Origin of the sequence: Leisingera sp. ANG1 (genome assembly GCF_000203975.2) — a bacterium.
Taxonomy (GTDB): Bacteria; Pseudomonadota; Alphaproteobacteria; order Rhodobacterales; family Rhodobacteraceae; genus Leisingera.
Map to the genome: position 1 here is coordinate 445,588 of NZ_AFCF02000008.1, position 15,864 is coordinate 461,451.

A 15,864-nucleotide genomic window follows, 5' to 3' on the forward strand; every position below is an offset into this window, starting at 1 on the left:
CAGCAATCAACCCTGATGGCGCCAAAGCGCTGAAAACCCGCAGGCAAAATGCGCTTTTGATTGCAAATGCCGCTTGGGGGCCCTACTTCGGCACCATGCCCAAACACGCCTTCTCCCACGTCCGCCAATGGGTGTTCGATCTGGACAACACCCTCTATCACCCGTCTGCGCGGTTGTTTGACCAGATAGAGGTTAAGATGACCGCCTATGTGATGGACGCGCTCAAGGTCGACAGGGCAGAGGCCGACCACCTGCGCAGCCATTACTGGCGCGAGCACGGAACCACCCTTGCCGGGCTGATGCGCGAACACGATCTGGACCCGAACCCTTATCTGGTCGCAGTCCACGACATCTCTATGGACCATCTGGAGGAGGACGCGCCGCTGGCGGCCGCGATCCGCAATCTGCCCGGCAAGAAGATCGTCTATACCAACGGCTCTGCCCCCTATGCCGAGCGGGTACTGGCCGCGCGCGGACTGTCCGGACTGTTCGATGAGGTTTACGGCGTCGAACACGCGGACTACCACCCGAAGCCCGAACGCCGCGCCTTTGACCGGGTGTTTGCCCGCGCCGGGATCGCCCCGCAGCAGGCCGCCATGTTCGAGGATGATCCGCGCAACCTGGCCGCCCCGCATGAGATGGGCATGCGCACCGTCCATGTGGCGCCAGAGCCGGTCAAGGCGGACCATATCCATCATCATTCGGACGATCTGGCGGGTTTTCTGGCCGCACTGAATTGACCGCAAAGCCTGCGCCAGGACGCTTTTGCGCAGCCGTTTGCCGCATCGCAAAATGTGTGCAATTGCATTCCGGCAAAACTTCGCAACTGCGGCAAAATATACCTGTTTGCTGCATGTTTTCCTCCCTATATGCGCCCCGAAACGACCTGATGGAGCCTGACCGATGAGCGCATATACCCTCCCCGCCCAACTGACCCTGTGGCAGCGCATCCTGTTTGCCGTGCCGCTGCTGGGACGGATCTTCAAGGAGGTCGCCTACGGCCCGGAAGAGAACATCGGCTACGCCCTGGCAACCTTTGTCAGCCTCTGGGGCTGCTCGGTCCTGCTGTTCGGTATTCCGGGGCTGTATATCCCCGCGCTGTGCATGGTGCCGGTGATGTTCCTGGTTCTGCTCTCCATCACCCGCGGCTAATTCCCCGCGCGGCAGGTTGCGGCTTGTCTTCCCCCTCCGTCAGGGCCTATTTCAGGGCAACAACGGAGGGCTGAGACCATGGCCGAGACCTGCGACATCCTGATTTCCGGCGGCGGCATTGCGGGACTGACCGCAGCCGCCGCGTTTGCCTCCAAGGGCTTCAGCGTCATTTGCGCCGACCCGGCCCCGCCGGTCACTGAGCGCGACGCCGAAGGCTCCGATCTGCGCACCACGGCCTTTCTGCAACCGGCGCAGGCGCTGCTGGAGCGCTGCGGGATCTGGGCACGGCTGGCGGATCACGCCGCCCCGTTGCAAATCATGCGCATCGTTGATGCCGGCGGCGCCCGGCCCGAACCACGGGTGGTCAAGGATTTCAACGCCGCCGATATTTCAGACCAGCCGTTCGGGTGGAACCTGCCCAACTGGCTTCTGCGCCGTGAGATGATCGCCCGGCTGGCGGAACTGCCGAACGTCGACCTGCGTTTCGGCACCGGCACCACTGGCCTGTTCACCCGCACCGATGAGGCGCGCGTCGGCCTCAGCGGCGGCACCCAGGTGACCGCAAAACTGGTAGTGGCCTGTGACGGCCGCAACTCCCCCATGCGCGAGGCCGCTGGTATTCCGGTGAAAACCACCCGTTACGGGCAAAAGGCGCTGGCCTTTGCCGTCACCCACCCTGTGCCACATGACAACGTCTCCACCGAGATCCACCGCTCCGGCGGGCCTTTTACACTGGTGCCTTTGCCCGAATACCAGGGCCAGCCCTCCTCAGCCATTGTCTGGATGGAGCGCGGACCCAGGGCGCAGGACCTCCTGAACCTCGCCCCTGCCGCCTTTGAGGCCGCGATGACCGAGCGCAGCTGCGGGCTGTTCGGCGATCTGAAACTGGCCTCCCGCCGCACCATCTGGCCGATCATCAGCCAGTCAGCAGAGCGGCTGAACGGCGAACGGCTGGCGCTGATGGCCGAAGCCGCCCATGTGGTGCCGCCGATCGGCGCGCAAGGTTTGAACATGTCCCTGGGCGACCTGCGCAGCCTGCTGGAACTGGCCGAGGCCCGCCCCGAAAGCCTGGGCGATGCGCAGATGCTGGCGGCCTACCACAAGGCCCGCCACAACGAGATCCTGCTGCGCGTGAAGGGCATCGACCTCCTGAACCGCACCTCCATGCTGGCGCCGCGCCCGCTGCGCGACCTGCGTGCCTTTGGCCTCAACGCGCTGTATTCGCTGGCGCCAGTGCGCAAGACGCTGATGCAGATGGGCCTGGGTGTGAAATAACATGCGGGCTGCCGGACGCTATTTGAAAAGCCACTGGCAGTTCCTCTGCCTGACCCTGGCGATTGCCCTCCTCTCGCAAACCCCGGCGCTGTTGCCCTTGCGCATCCTCACTGTCTTTCTGCATGAGTTCTCCCATGCTGCCATGACTTTGCTGACCGGCGGGGATGTGGTCAGCCTGACCATCGACCCCTATGAAGGCGGCAGAGTGGTCTCGCGCGGCGGCAGCCGCTTCCTGACGCTCACGGCAGGCTACACCGGATCGCTGCTGATCGGTTCTGCCCTGTTCGTGATTGCCCTGCGTACCGATTGGGACCGCAAGGTGCTCGCCTTATTCGGCGCAATCACCCTGGCGGTTGCGGCTTTCTATGTCCGGGAACTGTTCGCGCTTGGCTTTACCCTTGCCACCGGCGCGCTGATGCTCGCCGCATCGCGCTATCTCAGCCTCAATATCAACGACATGATCCTGCGGGTGATCGGGGTCGGCAGCATGATCTACGTGCCGCTTGATATCTGGGACGACACCATCGCGCGATCCTACCTGCGCTCCGACGCGCGGATGATGGCGGAGGAGTTCGGCGGCGCAACCATGCTATGGGGCGGGATTTGGCTGGCAATCAGCCTCGGGGTGATCTGGCTCACCCTGCGCCACGGATTGGGCCGCACAAGCAATATCCCCTTGCGCAGCCCAGTCCGGATTTTGCGTTAAAGCACCTGATCCACGACGGTTTTCAACCGCGCGATGGTGGCCTCCACGTCATAGAGCTTGTCGAGGCCAAAGAGGCCCAGCCGGAATGTGCGGAAATCCGCAGGCTCATCGCACTGCAGCGGCACGCCCGCGGCGATCTGGGTACCCAGCGCCAGGAACTTCTTGCCGTTCTGCACGTCCGGGTCGCTGGTATAGCTCACCACCACACCCGGCGCGCCAAAACCGTCGGCGGCAACTGAGGTGATGCCCTTTTCGTTCAGCATCATCCGCACGCCGTTGCCCAGCGCCCATTGCGCATCGCGCAGTTTCTCGAAACCATATTCCTTGGTCTCCAGCATGGTGTCGCGGAAGTCCTTTAGCGCATCGGTCGGCATGGTGGCATGATAGGCATGGCCGCCGTCCTCATAGGCCTTCATGATCGTGCGCCATTGTTTCAGGTTGATGGCGAAGCTGTCCGAGGTGGTTTCTTCCAGCCGCGCCAGCGCCCGGTCCGAGAACATCACCAGACCGGCAGAGGGCGACGCGCTCCAGCCCTTTTGCGGGGCAGAGATCAGCACATCGACGCCAGTCGCCTTCATGTCGATCCAAGCGCAGCCCGACGCGATGCAGTCCAGCACCATCAGCGCTCCAACCTCATGCGCAGCCGCGGCCATGGCGGTCACATAATCATCCGGCAGGATCACACCGGCAGCGGTTTCCACATGCGGGGCAAAGACGATGTCCGGCTTCTGCTCCTTGATCGCTGCCACCACGTCGGCAATCGGCGCCGGCTCAAACGGCGAGGCGCTCTCATTGCCGGTCCGGCGCGCCTTCATCACGGTCGAGGACGCGGTGAAGCCGCCCGCCTCAAAGATTTGACTCCAGCGGTAGGAGAACCAGCCATTGCGCACGACCAGCGCATTTGCCCCGCGGGCAAACTGGCGCGCCACCGCCTCCATCGCATAAGTCCCACCGCCCGGCACCAGCGCCACGGCCTCGGCGTTATAGACCTCTTTCAGCATCGCGTTGATGTCCAGCATCACGGTCTGGAAGGTCTTGGACATGTGGTTGAGCGAGCGGTCGGTGAAAACCACCGAGAATTCATCCAGACCCTGCGGGTCCACGGTATCGAGCAGTGCCATCTGGGCCTCCCTTGGTATTCCTCATGAAACGGCTAGCCGGTGCCGCAGGCTTTGGCAAAGCCTACAATGGCATACAGCACCGCCGCCGTTCTCCGAAGGGTGATACTGACGGAACGCGGTGGAAAAGACAGCCCAGGCACGACAAAAAACACCCGCATTTGCGCCAAGCGGGTTTCACATCGGCAACAAAGGTGCGCCGTTATCCCAGCGGCCCCGGCCGACGCTCCTCGCTCAGCAGCACATTGGCCTCGACATTGCCCACCCCCGGCAAGGTCATCACCCGCCGCCGCAGCACGCGTTCGAAATCGGAGATATCCCGCGCCGTCACCCGCAGGCGGTAGTCATACATGCCCAGCACATGCTCCACTGTCTGCACCTCGGGAATGGCGGAAACTGCACGTTCAAAATCCTCCAACGAGACCCGCCCCTTGGTCGCCAGTTTGACGCCCAGAAAAACAGTCACGCCGAATCCCAGCTTCTCCTTGTCCAGTTCCAGCCTGCGGCCCGCGATGATACCCGCCTCCTGCAGCCGTTTTATCCGCCGCCAGGTGGCGGGCTGGCTCAGGCCCAACTGCCGCCCCAGTGCCCCTGCGGACAAGGTCGCATCCTCCGACAGCGCCCGCAGGATGGCAAAATCGAGATCATCCAGCCCGCTCATACCGGCAGCACCTCATCCGACTTGATCCGCGCCACATGCATCAGCGCCTCGATGTCGGTGATATGCGGCAGGTTCAGAATGGCGGCACGGTAGATCTGCTGGTAATGCGGCATGTCGCGTGCAATCACCGAAAGCCGCACATCCACCTGCCCCAGAAAGGTCTGGATCTCGATCACCTCGGCAATGCCGCGCGCCGCCTCGATGAACTCGTCAAAGGCGCGCGGGTTGGTCTTGTCCAGCGTCACCCGCAGCGACACCTCCACCTCATACCCCAGGGCGCGCCAGTCGATCACCGCCCGCTGGCCGAGGATGACGCCGCTCTCGCGCAGCTTCTCCAGCCGCCGCGACAGGCGCGAGGCCGTAAGCCCCAGCCGTTCCGCCAGATCCGGAATCGATTGCTCCGGGTCGCTTTGCATATAGCGCAGAATGCGCCGGTCGAGATCATCAAGCATGATTTCATCACTATCAGTCAATATGACGAATGACTACTGCAAAGAAACTGCGAAATTCATGCGTAACAGCAATCGCCTTCCCCGCCCACATGCCTATGATGCCTTCAAACACCAAACGAAAGGACGTGGATCATGCGCGTTTATTACGACCGCGATTGCGATGTGAACCTGATCAAGGACAAGAAAGTGGCCATCCTGGGCTATGGCTCCCAGGGCCACGCCCACGCGCTGAACCTGCGCGACTCCGGTGCCAAGAACCTTGTTGTTGCCCTGCGCGAAGGCTCCCCCTCCGCCAAGAAAGCCGAAGGCGAAGGCCTGCAGGTCATGGGCATCGCAGAAGCGGCCGCCTGGTGCGACGTGATCATGTTCACCATGCCCGACGAACTGCAGGCAGAGACCTACAAGAAATACGTCCACGACAATATCCGTCCGGGCGCAGCCATCGCGTTTGCCCACGGCCTGAACGTGCACTTCGGCCTGATCGAGCCGAAAGAAGGCGTCGACGTCATCATGATGGCACCCAAGGGCCCGGGCCACACCGTGCGCGGCGAATACACCAAAGGCGGCGGCGTGCCCTGCCTGGTTGCGGTTCACACCGACGCCACCGGTAAAGCGCTGGAAACCGGCCTGTCCTACTGCTCCGCCATCGGCGGCGGCCGCTCGGGCATCATCGAAACCAACTTCCGCGAAGAATGCGAAACCGACCTGTTCGGCGAGCAGGCGGTTCTCTGCGGCGGTCTGGTTGAACTGATCCGCTGCGGTTTCGAGACCCTGGTCGAAGCCGGCTACGCACCGGAAATGGCCTACTTTGAATGCCTGCACGAAGTGAAGCTGATCGTTGACCTGATCTATGAAGGCGGCATCGCCAACATGGACTACTCGATCTCCAACACTGCCGAGTACGGCCAGTACGTCACCGGCCCGCGCATCCTGAAGTACGACGAAACCAAAGCCCGCATGAAAGCGGTTCTGGAAGACATCCAGCAGGGCAAATTCGTCCGCGACTTCATGCTGGAGAACCAGGTTGGCCAGCCGACCCTGAAAGCCTCCCGCCGTGCCAACGACGAGCACCTAATCGAAGAAACCGGCGCCAAGCTGCGCGGCATGATGCCGTGGATCTCGGCCGGCAAGATGGTCGACAAAGAGAAGAACTAAGGCGCCCGCGGAACCCTCCGCTGACCTTACCTCTGCAGGGCGCTCCGGTTTTGGGGCGCCCTTTTTCATTTATTTTATTGAGGTTATCCGATGCCAGATTCTCCCGGCGCTGCCAATTGGGCCAAGCTGCTGTTCCTCGGTGTAATCTGGGGCGCCTCTTTCATGGCGGTGTCGCTGGCGCTGCGGGGCTTCCCGCCGATGACCATCGCCGCGCTGCGGATCTCCATCGGCGCGCTGTGCCTCCTGGGGGTGGTCTCTGCGATGGGAATCGGCTTGCCCTCACCGCGCACGCGTGACGGCCGGATCATCTGGGCCTGCGCCATCGGCATGGGATTTTTCACCAACGCCCTACCCTTCACCCTGCTCAGCTGGGGGCAGACCTATGTGGCCAGTGGCTTTGCCGGGGTCTGCATGGCGGTGGTGCCGCTGTTTGTGCTGCCGCTGGCGCATCTGCTGGTTCCGGGCGAAAGCATGACCCTGCGCCGCACCATCAGCTTCCTGATCGGCTTTGCCGGCGTGGTGGTGCTGATCGGGCTCGACGCCTTCCGCTCTGCCGGCACCGACTTTGAATCGCTGGCCCGCCTGGCCTGCCTGGGCGCTTCGCTCTGTTACGCCATCGGCTCAATCATCACCCGGCTCTGCCCGCAGGTGAACATGCTGTCGCTCTCCGCCGCCGCTCTCCTCTGCGGGGCCGCCATGATGACCCCGGCCGCGCTCTGGGCCGAAGGTGTGCCGGAATTGCCCGCCGTCCTGCCGCTTGGTGCCGTTATCTACCTTGGCCTGCTGCCCACTGCCCTCGCCCAGGTGCTGCTGGTGCAGGTCGCCCGCAGCGCAGGCCCGGCGTTCCTGTCTACCGTGAACTATCAGGTGCCGGTCTGGTCGGTGATCTTCGGCGCGGCCCTGTTGGGTGAAACCCTGCCGCCGCAGCTGTTTGCGGCGCTGGCTCTGATCCTCGGCGGCCTCCTCCTCAGCCGCAGCCGCCGCCCGCGCGTGGCGTAAAGCGCAGACTGTTCGATCGGTAACAAAGCAATTGCCATTGACCCCGCCCGCCCGGCGGGGTCTTGTCGCGCGGTGAACGGCAAGAGGACCCCATGCCCGATATCGCACCTCGCGACACTCCCAAGCAATGGCTGATGGCAATTGTGATCTGGGCCTTTCTGGGTGTTTGGATCTACTTCTTCTCATTCAGCCTCTACGCCTCCGGATGCCGCAAATTCAGCCACCCTGCAGAGGAACGGCTGCGCAAATGCGAAAACAGCCTGCGTTTCACAGGCTTCCTATTAACCGACCACCAGCGCGCCACCAATTTGATCAATCAAGGCATAGCGCAGGCCGATCTTGGCAAAGATGCAAAAGCAATAGTCCTGTTCTTCGAGGCCATCCCCTTACTAACCGGAGCCAACTCGTCCAATTTTCGCCCACCTCAGCGACAGCTCGAGATACTTGAGCGAAAGATGAAGGACCTGGCAATCCCGCCACGCGCCCACGAACTCTTTCGGACCGCATTTGACGAATGGGCCAAGAGCCGATCATGAGCACAAGCAGCATCGCCCCGCGCTACTGGCTGATGATTGCCACCCTGGGCTTTGTCTGGGGCGGAACCTTTCTGCTGATCAAGCTGGCGCTGGACGGCATCACCCCGTTCTGGCTGGCGGCCAGCCGGATCGGATTTGCCGCGCTCCTGCTGTGCGCGGTCTGGGGCTGGCGCGGGTTCAAGCTGTTCAAGGCTGAGACCAACTGGCCCTCGCTGATCCTGATCGGCATCCTCAGCACCGCCCTGCCTTTCATGCTGATCAACTGGGGGCAACAGCATGTCTCCTCCGGCTTCACCGGCGTCAGCATGGCGGCAATCCCGCTGCTGGTGCTGCCCTTGGCGCATATCTTTGTGCCCGGCGAGCAGATGACCCTGCGCCGCCTCATCGGCTTCTGCATCGGCTTTGCCGGGGTTGCTCTGCTGATCGGTGGCAAGGCATTTGAAACCAGCGGCGCCGAACTGGAGGCCTATGGCCGCGCCGCCTGCCTGTCAGCGGCGGCCTGCTACTCGGTCAGCTCAATCCTGACCCGCCGCCTGCCGCCTGCCGACCCTGTCGGGCTGGCCGCCATATTCCTGGTGATCGGCTGTTTCATCATCTTTCCAGCCGCATGGGTTGCCGAAGGTCCGCCGGTAATGCCAGACACCCGGACCTTGCTGATTGCCGCCGTGCTCGGCCTGATCCCAACAGCCGCCGCCAACCTGCTGCGGGTCATCGTGGTGCGCGAGGCAGGCCCCACCTTCATGACCCTCACCAACTATCAGGTGCCGGTCTGGGCCGTGGTGCTGGGCGCGGTTTTCCTGGGCGAGGAGCTGCCGCCCTCGATGCTGCTGGCAATGGTGATGATCCTCGGCGGCCTCGGCCTCAGCCAGTTCGGCAGGCTCAGCCGCCTGTTCGGAAAACGGGGCTGAGCGCCCGCCGCCTTAATCGGCGACGGCGGCCTCAACCGCGGCAACCACGCTGTCGACTGCCAGCGTCATCAGCTCAGCGTCTTCGCTTTCAGCCATCACCCGCACCAGCGGCTCGGTGCCGGACTTGCGGATCAGCAGACGGCCCTGGCCGTCCAGCATCTTCTCTGCCGCGGCAATCGCCTCCTGCACCCGGGCTTCCTCCAGCGGCACCTGGCCTGCCTGGAAGCGCACGTTGCGCAGCCGCTGCGGCACGGTTTCAAACTGATGCGCCAACTGGGACGCCTTCTGCCCCGTCTGCACCATCTCCGCCAGGAAATGCAGCCCCGCCATCAGCCCGTCGCCGGTGGTGGCGTAATCGCTCATTACGATATGGCCGGATTGCTCCCCGCCCAGGTTAAAGCCGCCTTCGCGCATCCGCTCCACCACGTACCGGTCACCAACAGCCGTGCGCTCCAAGCCCAGGCCATTGGCTTTCAGATGCCGCTCGAGACCAAGGTTCGACATCACCGTCGCAACCAGTGCGCCGCCGTCCAGCTGCCCCTGCTCAGCCCAGCGGGTCGCCAGCAGCGCCATCAGCTGGTCGCCATCAGCGACAGTGCCGGTCTCGTCGATCAGGATCACCCGGTCTGCATCGCCGTCCAGGCAAATGCCTACATGGGCGCCATGCGCCACCACCGCCTCTGCCGCGGTCTGCGGATGCGTCGAACCGCAGCCGCGGTTGATATTCAAACCATCCGGCGACACCCCAACCGGGATCACTTCCGCCCCCAGCTCCCACAGGACCTCAGGCGCGGTCCGGTGCGCCGCGCCATTGGCGCAGTCGATCACAACCTTCAGGCCATTCAGACCCAGGTTTCGCGGAAGCGAGCTTTTGACCCGCTCACCATAGCGGAAGCGGGCATCGTCGATCCGCTTGGCGCGGCCGATGTTTGCGGCCTGGGCCGGCTCAACCCCGGCTTCAACCAGCGCCTCGATCTCCATCTCCACACTGTCCGACAGTTTGAAGCCGTCGGGGCCGAAGAACTTGATGCCATTGTCCTCGGACGGGTTATGGCTGGCAGAAATCATCACACCAAGGTCCGCCCGCATCGAGCGCGTCATCAGCCCGACCGCCGGCGTTGGCACCGGCCCCAGCAGCAGCACGTTCATACCGGTCGAGGTCAGCCCCGCGGTCAGCGCGTTCTCAAACATGTAGCCGGACAGCCGGGTGTCCTTGCCGATCACCACACGGTGCACCCCGGTGCCGTCGCGCCGGAAATACCGCCCGACTGCCGCACCGATGCGCAGCGCCATCTCGGCGGTCATGGGATGGGTGTTGGCGGTGCCGCGCACGCCATCGGTTCCAAAGAGTTTCCGCATTATGCTTTCCTGCCTAAAAGGCCTTACCGGACCGCCTGCCAAAGCCGCAGAGCCTGAACCGTCTCAGCCACGTCATGCACCCGCAGGAATTGCACGCCTTGCGCCAGGGCCGCAAGCCCCACCGCAATTGAACCCGGCGCCCGGGCATCCGCGCGCGGTGCATCGCCGATGGTGCCGATGAATTTCTTGCGGGAAACCCCCAGCAGCACCGGGCAGCCAAGCCCGTGAAACAGGCTGAGATTGCGCAGCAGCGTCAGATTATGCTCCTGCGTCTTGCCAAAGCCGATGCCCGGGTCGATCACGATCTGCTCACGGACCACGCCGATGGCCTCCAGCCGGTCGATCTGGTCGCTCAGGAAGTCATAGACATCCAGCAGCACATTTCCGTATTGCGGATCATCCTGCATCGTCGCCGGGTCGCCTTGCGCATGCATGATGCAGACCGGCACGCTGGCCTGCGCCGCCAGGGGCGCCAGCGCCGGATCAAAGGTAAAGCCGGAGACATCATTCAGCAGGTTCGCCCCCGCCTCCAGCGCCTCCATGCCCACCGTGGCCTTACGGGTGTCGATGGAAACCGGCACCGGGCACTCCGCGCGAATGGCCGCGATCACCGGCGCCGTGCGCTCGATTTCTTCGGCTTCCGGAACCTCAGCGGCCCCGGGCCGGGTGGATTCGCCGCCCACGTCGATGATCGTGGCGCCACCAGCCACCATCTGCAGCGCCGCTTCCTTTCCAGCCTCAATACCGGCATGCTTGCCGCCATCCGAGAAGCTGTCCGGCGTCACATTCAAAATGCCCATGATCTGCGGCTGGGTCATGTCCAGCCCGGCGATCGAGGCACGCCGCGCGCTCAGGCGGCGGCGCTCGGCCTCCGGCACCAGACCGGCAGGCACGATCCGCGGCGGCGCATCGCGGCTCAGGATCTCAACCTCGGTAAACCACAGGGCACTGCCCGCCAGCGGGACCGCGCCTTCGGGGCGCGCCTCGCCGTGCTGAACCAACGGCCGGTAATATGTCACAGTTGTGCTTGCTCCACGCTGACATCCCGCAGGGGGACACCGGGATTATCAGGCAAATCCCCGCCAAGCACAATCATCTCACCCGCTTCAAAGGTCGCTGCAAACCAGGCCGCCAGCGCAACCGAGTTCGACGGCGGCGCCGAAGGGCCGTCCACCGCGTCCAGCACGATCTTGGACGGCGCCCAGACGCAGATCTGGCGGTTCTTCATCGCCCAGTCCAGTTCGGTCCGGGTCGACACCACGACGCAGCGATCGTCCTTGGCGGCCAGACGCCAGGCATTCTGTTCAATCGCCAAGAGGTCGATCCGCCGCTGGGTCCATTTGTGCCCTGTCTCGGGCACCGCCAGCGGGTGCGTCCCGACACACAGGATCAGCGGCCGCTGGCGGCACTCCATCTGGTCGATCCATCCGGTCAGGTTTTCACTGTCGATGGCCGCGTTGGACAGATACATCAGCCGCGGATGCGGGCGGTCCTGCTCTTCCGCCAAATGGGTGATCTGGTCCTTGGAGCGCACCACTTCGACGCCCAGAGCGCCGGGGCCGCGGTCCAGCTTCTCGATCCGCACGAAGGCGCGCACCGCCTGATGCTCCAGCAGGATCCGTTCAGCCACGCGTTCTGCCAGCGTCTCCAGCAGGTTCAGCCGTTCCGCCGCCAGCTCATGGGCGATGGCTTCGGTCAGCTTGTCATAGGACAGGATCCGGTCGACATCGTCATCCAGGTCCTTGGGCAGCGGCGCGATTTCGACCACCACATTGAAACTGATCCGCTGGGTTGTGCCGCGCTCCGCCTGGAACGCGCCGATCTCCACCTCGACAGTATGATCGCGCAGCGAAATGCGGTCCAGCAGGCCGGGCGCGGCAGTGGCCATCGAACGCTCGGACGGATGCGCAAAGGCAAGGCGGATTTCAGAGGGCATGGCAGAACGGGCCTTTGGCTGGCTGTGTCAGGTGTGGGACCCAACAATAGACTTTCGGCGGCTTCTTAACAGTCCCGCATACGCCATGCCAGTAGCAGAAAGCGGCACATGCATGCCGCCTTCAGGCCATCAGTTGCTCATCGCGGTCTGGTAGCGATCGTCGCGGTAGAACAGGTGCACACCAATGCGCGTGGTGTTTGTGAAGGTGCGGCTCCAGCGCGGGCGCACCGCGGTGGTATGATAGTAGGTCGCACCTTCCGTCAGCTCCGACTTCAGCCCGTCCAGCGCCGCGCGCGCCACCTTGGCTACCCGCTGATACGCTTTCTTCTCGCGGATCACTTCCTTGTGGCCGTCGCAAGTGTAGGTGAACTGGCACTGGTACTTGCGCCCAGTTCCCTGGTTGATCACCCCGCAAGGGGTGTTCGGGAACTGCTCGCTTCTGACCCGGTTCAGGATCACCTCGGCCACCGCAAACTGGCCCTTCACGGTCTCGCCGCGCGCCTCGAAGTACAGGGCCTCAGCCAGGCAGGCGAATTGCTCGCCCCCGGTCGCTTTCGGCTGGTCATCCAGCCAGGCCTTGGAGTACTCCACCTGCTGCGTGCCGGTCTTGCGGTTCTTGAACGGATTGGAGCGGAATCCGAAAAATCCGCTGAACTTCCGCGCAGGCACCGCGTTGAGACTGGCCTGCTCACGCTCGATCAGCGTATCCAGGCCGGTTTCGGCAGCAACACTCTTACCCATCGTGATGGTGGCAGCCATCACGGCAATCATAGTCAACAATTTCATTCAGGGTTCCCCCGTCCTAACAGCCTGCAACCGGTTTCCCCGGCCACATGCGGTCGCATCCCTTAATGGAAACAGCCCCAAACGTCCAGCTTGCCGCCCCGGGGTGCGACAGCATGGTTAACGCAAGTGCGGAGCCATCCCCGTTTCCTGCGGCTGGATGACCTGAATTTTCCTAATATTTTGTGTAAGTTGGCGCGATCTGACCGGTTTTACTGCCAATTGCCAGCTGAGCGGCGGCTAACCGCGCAACGGGCACGCGGAACGGCGAGCACGAAACGTAATCAAAGCCCGCGTCACGGCAGAATGCAATCGATTCGGGGTTGCCGCCATGCTCTCCGCAGATCGAAAGCGTTATTTCGCCGTTCTCTGCCCGGCCCCGCTGAACCCCCAGTTTCAGCAGTTCGCCGACCCCGTCGGTATCCAGAACATGGAACGGATCCTCCGGAAACACCCCCTGGTTGACATATTCCGACATGAACCGCCCGGCATCGTCGCGCGACAGCCCATAGGTCATCTGCGTGAGGTCGTTGGTGCCAAAGCTGAGGAAAGCCGTGTGCGGCGAAATCTCCCCTGCCCGCAGGGCGGCGCGCGGTGTCTCCACCATCACGCCCAGCCGGTAGGTGAAATCCTCGCCCCGCTCCAATTTAACCGCCGAGGCCACCGCGTCGATGCGGGCCTTCACCAGCTCCACCTCCCGCTTGGCCGAGACCAGCGGGATCATGATCTCCGGCACCACCGGCTCACCCCATTTAGAGGCTTCAAGCGTGGCCTCGAAGATGGCCCGCGCCTGCATGTCATAGATTTCCGGCACCGTAACACCCAGCCGCACACCGCGCAGGCCCAGCATCGGGTTGTATTCGTCCATCTCCTCCACCCGGCGCGTCACATCGCTGACCGGAATGCCCAAGGCCTCCGACAGCTCACGCTGGCCGGTCTTGGTCGCGGGCAGGAACTCATGCAGCGGCGGGTCGAACAGCCTGATGCAGACCGGCATCCCCTCCATGATCCGGAACAGCTCGCGGAAGTCGTCGCGCTGCATCGGCAGCAGCCGCTCCAGCACCGCTTCCCGGCCCGAGGGCGTCTCGGCAAAGATCATCTCCCGCATCACCGTCAGCCGGCCGGGTTCAAAGAACATATGCTCCGTGCGGCACAGCCCAATGCCCTGAGCATTGAATTTCCGCGCCATTTCAGCATCTTCCGGTGTATCCGCATTGGCACGGATACCGATATCACGGGCCTCGTCCGCCCAGGCCAGCAAGGTCAGCAGCGCGCCATCCTCAGCCGCTTCCAGCATACGCGGCTGGCCTGCCAGAACCTGCCCGCTGCTGCCGTCGATGGTGATCGTGTCGCCCGGCTTGAAGATCCGCCCGTCTGCCGCCTCCAGCATCTTGCGCTTGCTGTGGAACTTCATGTTCGAGGCGCCGACGATGCACGGCAGCCCCAGACCGCGGCCGATCACCGCCGCATGGCTGGTCATGCCGCCCTTTTCGGTCAGAACCGCAGCGGCGGCATGCATACCGCGCACATCCTCGGGCGAGGTTTCCCGGCGCACCAGAATGCACGGCTCGCCGCGCGCGGCACTGGCCTGCGCCCCGGCGGCAGTGAACACCAGCTTGCCTGTGGCCGCGCCCGGGCTGGCCGCAATGCCGCGCCCGATCACGTCGCGTTCAGCATCCGGTGCCACCTGACGGTGCAGCAGTTCATTCAGGATATGCGCATCGACCCGGATCAGCGCTTCCTCCTTGGGGATCACGCCATCCTCGGCCAGCGCGACCGCAATCCGCACCGCCGCCTGGGCGCTGCGCGTCACCCGAACCCCGTCCAGGATATGCACCCGGCCGTTTTCGACCACAAATTCCAGCTGCATCTCCTCGCGCAGTTTCACCCGCATCAAGGCTGCATGGGCTTTCAGGTCGGCAAAGGCCTCCGGCGCCAGTTCCTCCAGCGACAACCCGCGCGCATCTTTCGCCAGATACAGCGCCCCGGCCCCGGCTCCCAGCGCATCGCGCCCCTGGCTCTGGCTCAGGTAGCGCCCCGTAAGCTGCGGCATGCCGGTGGTGGAATTCACCAGCTGCAATACGCCCGATCCGCATTCCCCTTGGCCCACGCCAGGGATCATTTCCTGCACCACCAGCCCGAGGCCCGCATCGGCAGGCGCGCCCTTGGCCTGGCGCAGCAGCCGGGCTGAGGTGCCCTCCCACGCCCGCGCCATCGAGCGCAGCACCGCCGCCAGCTGCTCACCCGGGTCCTGCGGGAACTGCTCGTCGGTTTCCGCCTCATAGGCGTGCAAGATCTCGGTCAGCGCATCCGGGCCGCCGTCCTCGACATCGTCGAACACATCCGGGTCCAGCCGTGCCACATGCACCGCATAGGACTGCACGAACCGCAGATAGAGCGCCGCCGCCGCCTCCCGCCCCAGGCTATCGCAGAGGTCGACGTAACGCGCATCGTTCATGCCGATATTCAGGATTGCCCCCGGCCCGCCCCAATCAGGGTCCTCCGAGGACGGGCGCACGCACAGCAATGCCTCCGGATCAAATTCAGCCAGCACCGCGTTCAGATCCGGCATCTGCCCTTCGGCAATGGAATGCACTGCGTCAAACGACAGCGCCACTGTGCGCGGCACCGGCAGGTCCAGCCGCACCAGCCGCTGCAGGCATTTCGCCCGGCCGCCATGGGTGGCGGTGGCAATAGGCGCTGTCGAAGTGATCAGCGAGGCCGGCGGGATCTGTTCGAAATCTTTCTGCACTGCAGCACGTCTCCTTTGAAAGTCACCATAAGGCCAAGACGCGACGGCGCAAGAGTCTTGTAACGGGCCGGT

At 63.8% G+C, this 15,864-nt stretch carries 16 protein-coding genes; 8 read left to right on the forward strand and 8 right to left on the reverse strand.

The genetic code is table 11. The annotated features are described in order from the left end of the window. Positions 1-95 precede the first annotated feature (95 nt). From GC1_RS14785 to GC1_RS14800, 4 genes are all read left to right on the forward strand, one after another. The gene (locus GC1_RS14785) at positions 96-740 is read left to right on the forward strand and encodes a pyrimidine 5'-nucleotidase (RefSeq protein ID WP_029205059.1); all 645 of its coding nucleotides are present in this window, start codon (positions 96-98) and stop codon (positions 738-740) included. 163 nt (positions 741-903) lie between these two features. Continuing rightward, positions 904-1,152: a hypothetical protein gene (locus GC1_RS14790; RefSeq protein ID WP_019298389.1), complete on the forward strand. Its 249-nt coding sequence runs from the start codon at positions 904-906 to the stop codon at positions 1,150-1,152. A gap of 78 nt (positions 1,153-1,230) precedes the next feature. Then, complete coding sequence (locus GC1_RS14795; RefSeq protein ID WP_019298388.1) at positions 1,231-2,427, forward strand: UbiH/UbiF family hydroxylase; 1,197 nt, start codon at positions 1,231-1,233, stop codon at positions 2,425-2,427. 1 nt (position 2,428) lies between these two features. Next, entirely contained in the window at positions 2,429-3,133 is a 705-nt protein-coding gene (locus GC1_RS14800) for a M50 family metallopeptidase (protein ID WP_019298387.1), read from the forward strand. Here GC1_RS14800 and GC1_RS14805 read toward each other — a convergent pair. The 3 genes from GC1_RS14805 to GC1_RS14815 form a co-directional block, all read right to left on the reverse strand. Then, positions 3,130-4,254 carry an aminotransferase class V-fold PLP-dependent enzyme gene (locus GC1_RS14805; RefSeq protein ID WP_019298386.1) on the reverse strand — a complete coding sequence of 375 codons (1,125 nt, stop codon included), beginning with the start codon at positions 4,252-4,254 and terminating at the stop codon, positions 3,130-3,132. The genes GC1_RS14800 and GC1_RS14805 overlap by 4 nt on opposite strands. Before the next feature lie 199 nt (positions 4,255-4,453). Then, entirely contained in the window at positions 4,454-4,912 is a 459-nt protein-coding gene (locus GC1_RS14810; protein ID WP_019298385.1) for an Lrp/AsnC family transcriptional regulator, read from the reverse strand. Next, positions 4,909-5,364 (reverse strand): Lrp/AsnC family transcriptional regulator, encoded by a 456-nt coding sequence (locus GC1_RS14815; RefSeq protein ID WP_019298384.1) that lies wholly within the window; start codon positions 5,362-5,364, stop codon positions 4,909-4,911. The genes GC1_RS14810 and GC1_RS14815 overlap by 4 nt, the downstream gene beginning before the upstream one ends. A 132-nt stretch (positions 5,365-5,496) precedes the next feature. Here GC1_RS14815 and ilvC point away from each other — a divergent pair, with 132 nt between their 5' ends. From ilvC to GC1_RS14835, 4 genes are all read left to right on the forward strand, one after another. Beyond that, positions 5,497-6,519, forward strand: a complete 1,023-nt coding sequence (gene ilvC / locus GC1_RS14820) for a ketol-acid reductoisomerase (protein ID WP_019298383.1) — start codon at positions 5,497-5,499, stop codon at positions 6,517-6,519. A gap of 90 nt (positions 6,520-6,609) precedes the next feature. After that, entirely contained in the window at positions 6,610-7,518 is a 909-nt protein-coding gene (locus tag GC1_RS14825; RefSeq protein ID WP_019298382.1) for a DMT family transporter, read from the forward strand. Positions 7,519-7,610: 92 nt separating this feature from the next. Next, a complete protein-coding gene (locus GC1_RS14830; RefSeq protein ID WP_019298381.1) occupies positions 7,611-8,054 on the forward strand; it encodes a hypothetical protein in 444 nt (147 codons plus the stop codon). Then, entirely contained in the window at positions 8,051-8,962 is a 912-nt protein-coding gene (locus GC1_RS14835; RefSeq protein WP_019298380.1) for a DMT family transporter, read from the forward strand. The genes GC1_RS14830 and GC1_RS14835 overlap by 4 nt, the downstream gene beginning before the upstream one ends. Before the next feature lie 12 nt (positions 8,963-8,974). Here the strand turns inward: GC1_RS14835 and glmM are convergent, their stop codons facing one another. The 5 genes from glmM to GC1_RS14860 all read right to left on the reverse strand — a co-directional run bounded on the left by glmM (position 8,975) and on the right by GC1_RS14860 (position 15,792). Continuing rightward, positions 8,975-10,321 carry a phosphoglucosamine mutase gene (gene glmM, locus GC1_RS14840; protein ID WP_019298379.1) on the reverse strand — a complete coding sequence of 449 codons (1,347 nt, stop codon included), beginning with the start codon at positions 10,319-10,321 and terminating at the stop codon, positions 8,975-8,977. 23 nt (positions 10,322-10,344) lie between these two features. Beyond that, on the reverse strand, positions 10,345-11,340 hold the full coding sequence (gene folP, locus GC1_RS14845; RefSeq protein ID WP_019298378.1) for a dihydropteroate synthase: 996 nt from the start codon (positions 11,338-11,340) through the stop codon (positions 10,345-10,347). Then, complete coding sequence (locus GC1_RS14850; RefSeq protein ID WP_019298377.1) at positions 11,337-12,257, reverse strand: dihydroneopterin aldolase; 921 nt, start codon at positions 12,255-12,257, stop codon at positions 11,337-11,339. The genes folP and GC1_RS14850 overlap by 4 nt, the downstream gene beginning before the upstream one ends. Positions 12,258-12,386: 129 nt before the next feature. Continuing rightward, on the reverse strand, positions 12,387-13,043 hold the full coding sequence (locus tag GC1_RS14855) for a cell wall hydrolase (RefSeq protein ID WP_029205058.1): 657 nt from the start codon (positions 13,041-13,043) through the stop codon (positions 12,387-12,389). Between the two features lie 172 nt (positions 13,044-13,215). Beyond that, positions 13,216-15,792, reverse strand: coding sequence for a putative PEP-binding protein (locus tag GC1_RS14860; RefSeq protein ID WP_019298375.1), 2,577 nt, complete (start codon positions 15,790-15,792; stop codon positions 13,216-13,218). Between the last annotated feature and the right edge of the window lie 72 nt (positions 15,793-15,864).

Bases quoted from the DNA above. Each gene is read 5' to 3' on its own strand.
- GC1_RS14835 (WP_019298380.1), top strand. From the start codon at position 8,051: ATGAGCACAAGCAGCATCGCCCCGCGCTACTGGCTGATGATTGCCACC.
- ilvC (WP_019298383.1), top strand. From the start codon at position 5,497: ATGCGCGTTTATTACGACCGCGATTGCGATGTGAACCTGATCAAGGAC.
- GC1_RS14850 (WP_019298377.1), bottom strand. From the start codon at position 12,257: ATGCCCTCTGAAATCCGCCTTGCCTTTGCGCATCCGTCCGAGCGTTCG.
- GC1_RS14825 (WP_019298382.1), top strand. From the start codon at position 6,610: ATGCCAGATTCTCCCGGCGCTGCCAATTGGGCCAAGCTGCTGTTCCTC.
- GC1_RS14800 (WP_019298387.1), top strand. From the start codon at position 2,429: ATGCGGGCTGCCGGACGCTATTTGAAAAGCCACTGGCAGTTCCTCTGC.
- GC1_RS14830 (WP_019298381.1), top strand. From the start codon at position 7,611: ATGCCCGATATCGCACCTCGCGACACTCCCAAGCAATGGCTGATGGCA.
- GC1_RS14805 (WP_019298386.1), bottom strand. From the start codon at position 4,254: ATGGCACTGCTCGATACCGTGGACCCGCAGGGTCTGGATGAATTCTCG.
- glmM (WP_019298379.1), bottom strand. From the start codon at position 10,321: ATGCGGAAACTCTTTGGAACCGATGGCGTGCGCGGCACCGCCAACACC.
- GC1_RS14790 (WP_019298389.1), top strand. From the start codon at position 904: ATGAGCGCATATACCCTCCCCGCCCAACTGACCCTGTGGCAGCGCATC.
- GC1_RS14795 (WP_019298388.1), top strand. From the start codon at position 1,231: ATGGCCGAGACCTGCGACATCCTGATTTCCGGCGGCGGCATTGCGGGA.
- GC1_RS14815 (WP_019298384.1), bottom strand. From the start codon at position 5,364: ATGCTTGATGATCTCGACCGGCGCATTCTGCGCTATATGCAAAGCGAC.
- GC1_RS14785 (WP_029205059.1), top strand. From the start codon at position 96: ATGCCCAAACACGCCTTCTCCCACGTCCGCCAATGGGTGTTCGATCTG.
- GC1_RS14855 (WP_029205058.1), bottom strand. From the start codon at position 13,043: ATGAAATTGTTGACTATGATTGCCGTGATGGCTGCCACCATCACGATG.
- GC1_RS14810 (WP_019298385.1), bottom strand. From the start codon at position 4,912: ATGAGCGGGCTGGATGATCTCGATTTTGCCATCCTGCGGGCGCTGTCG.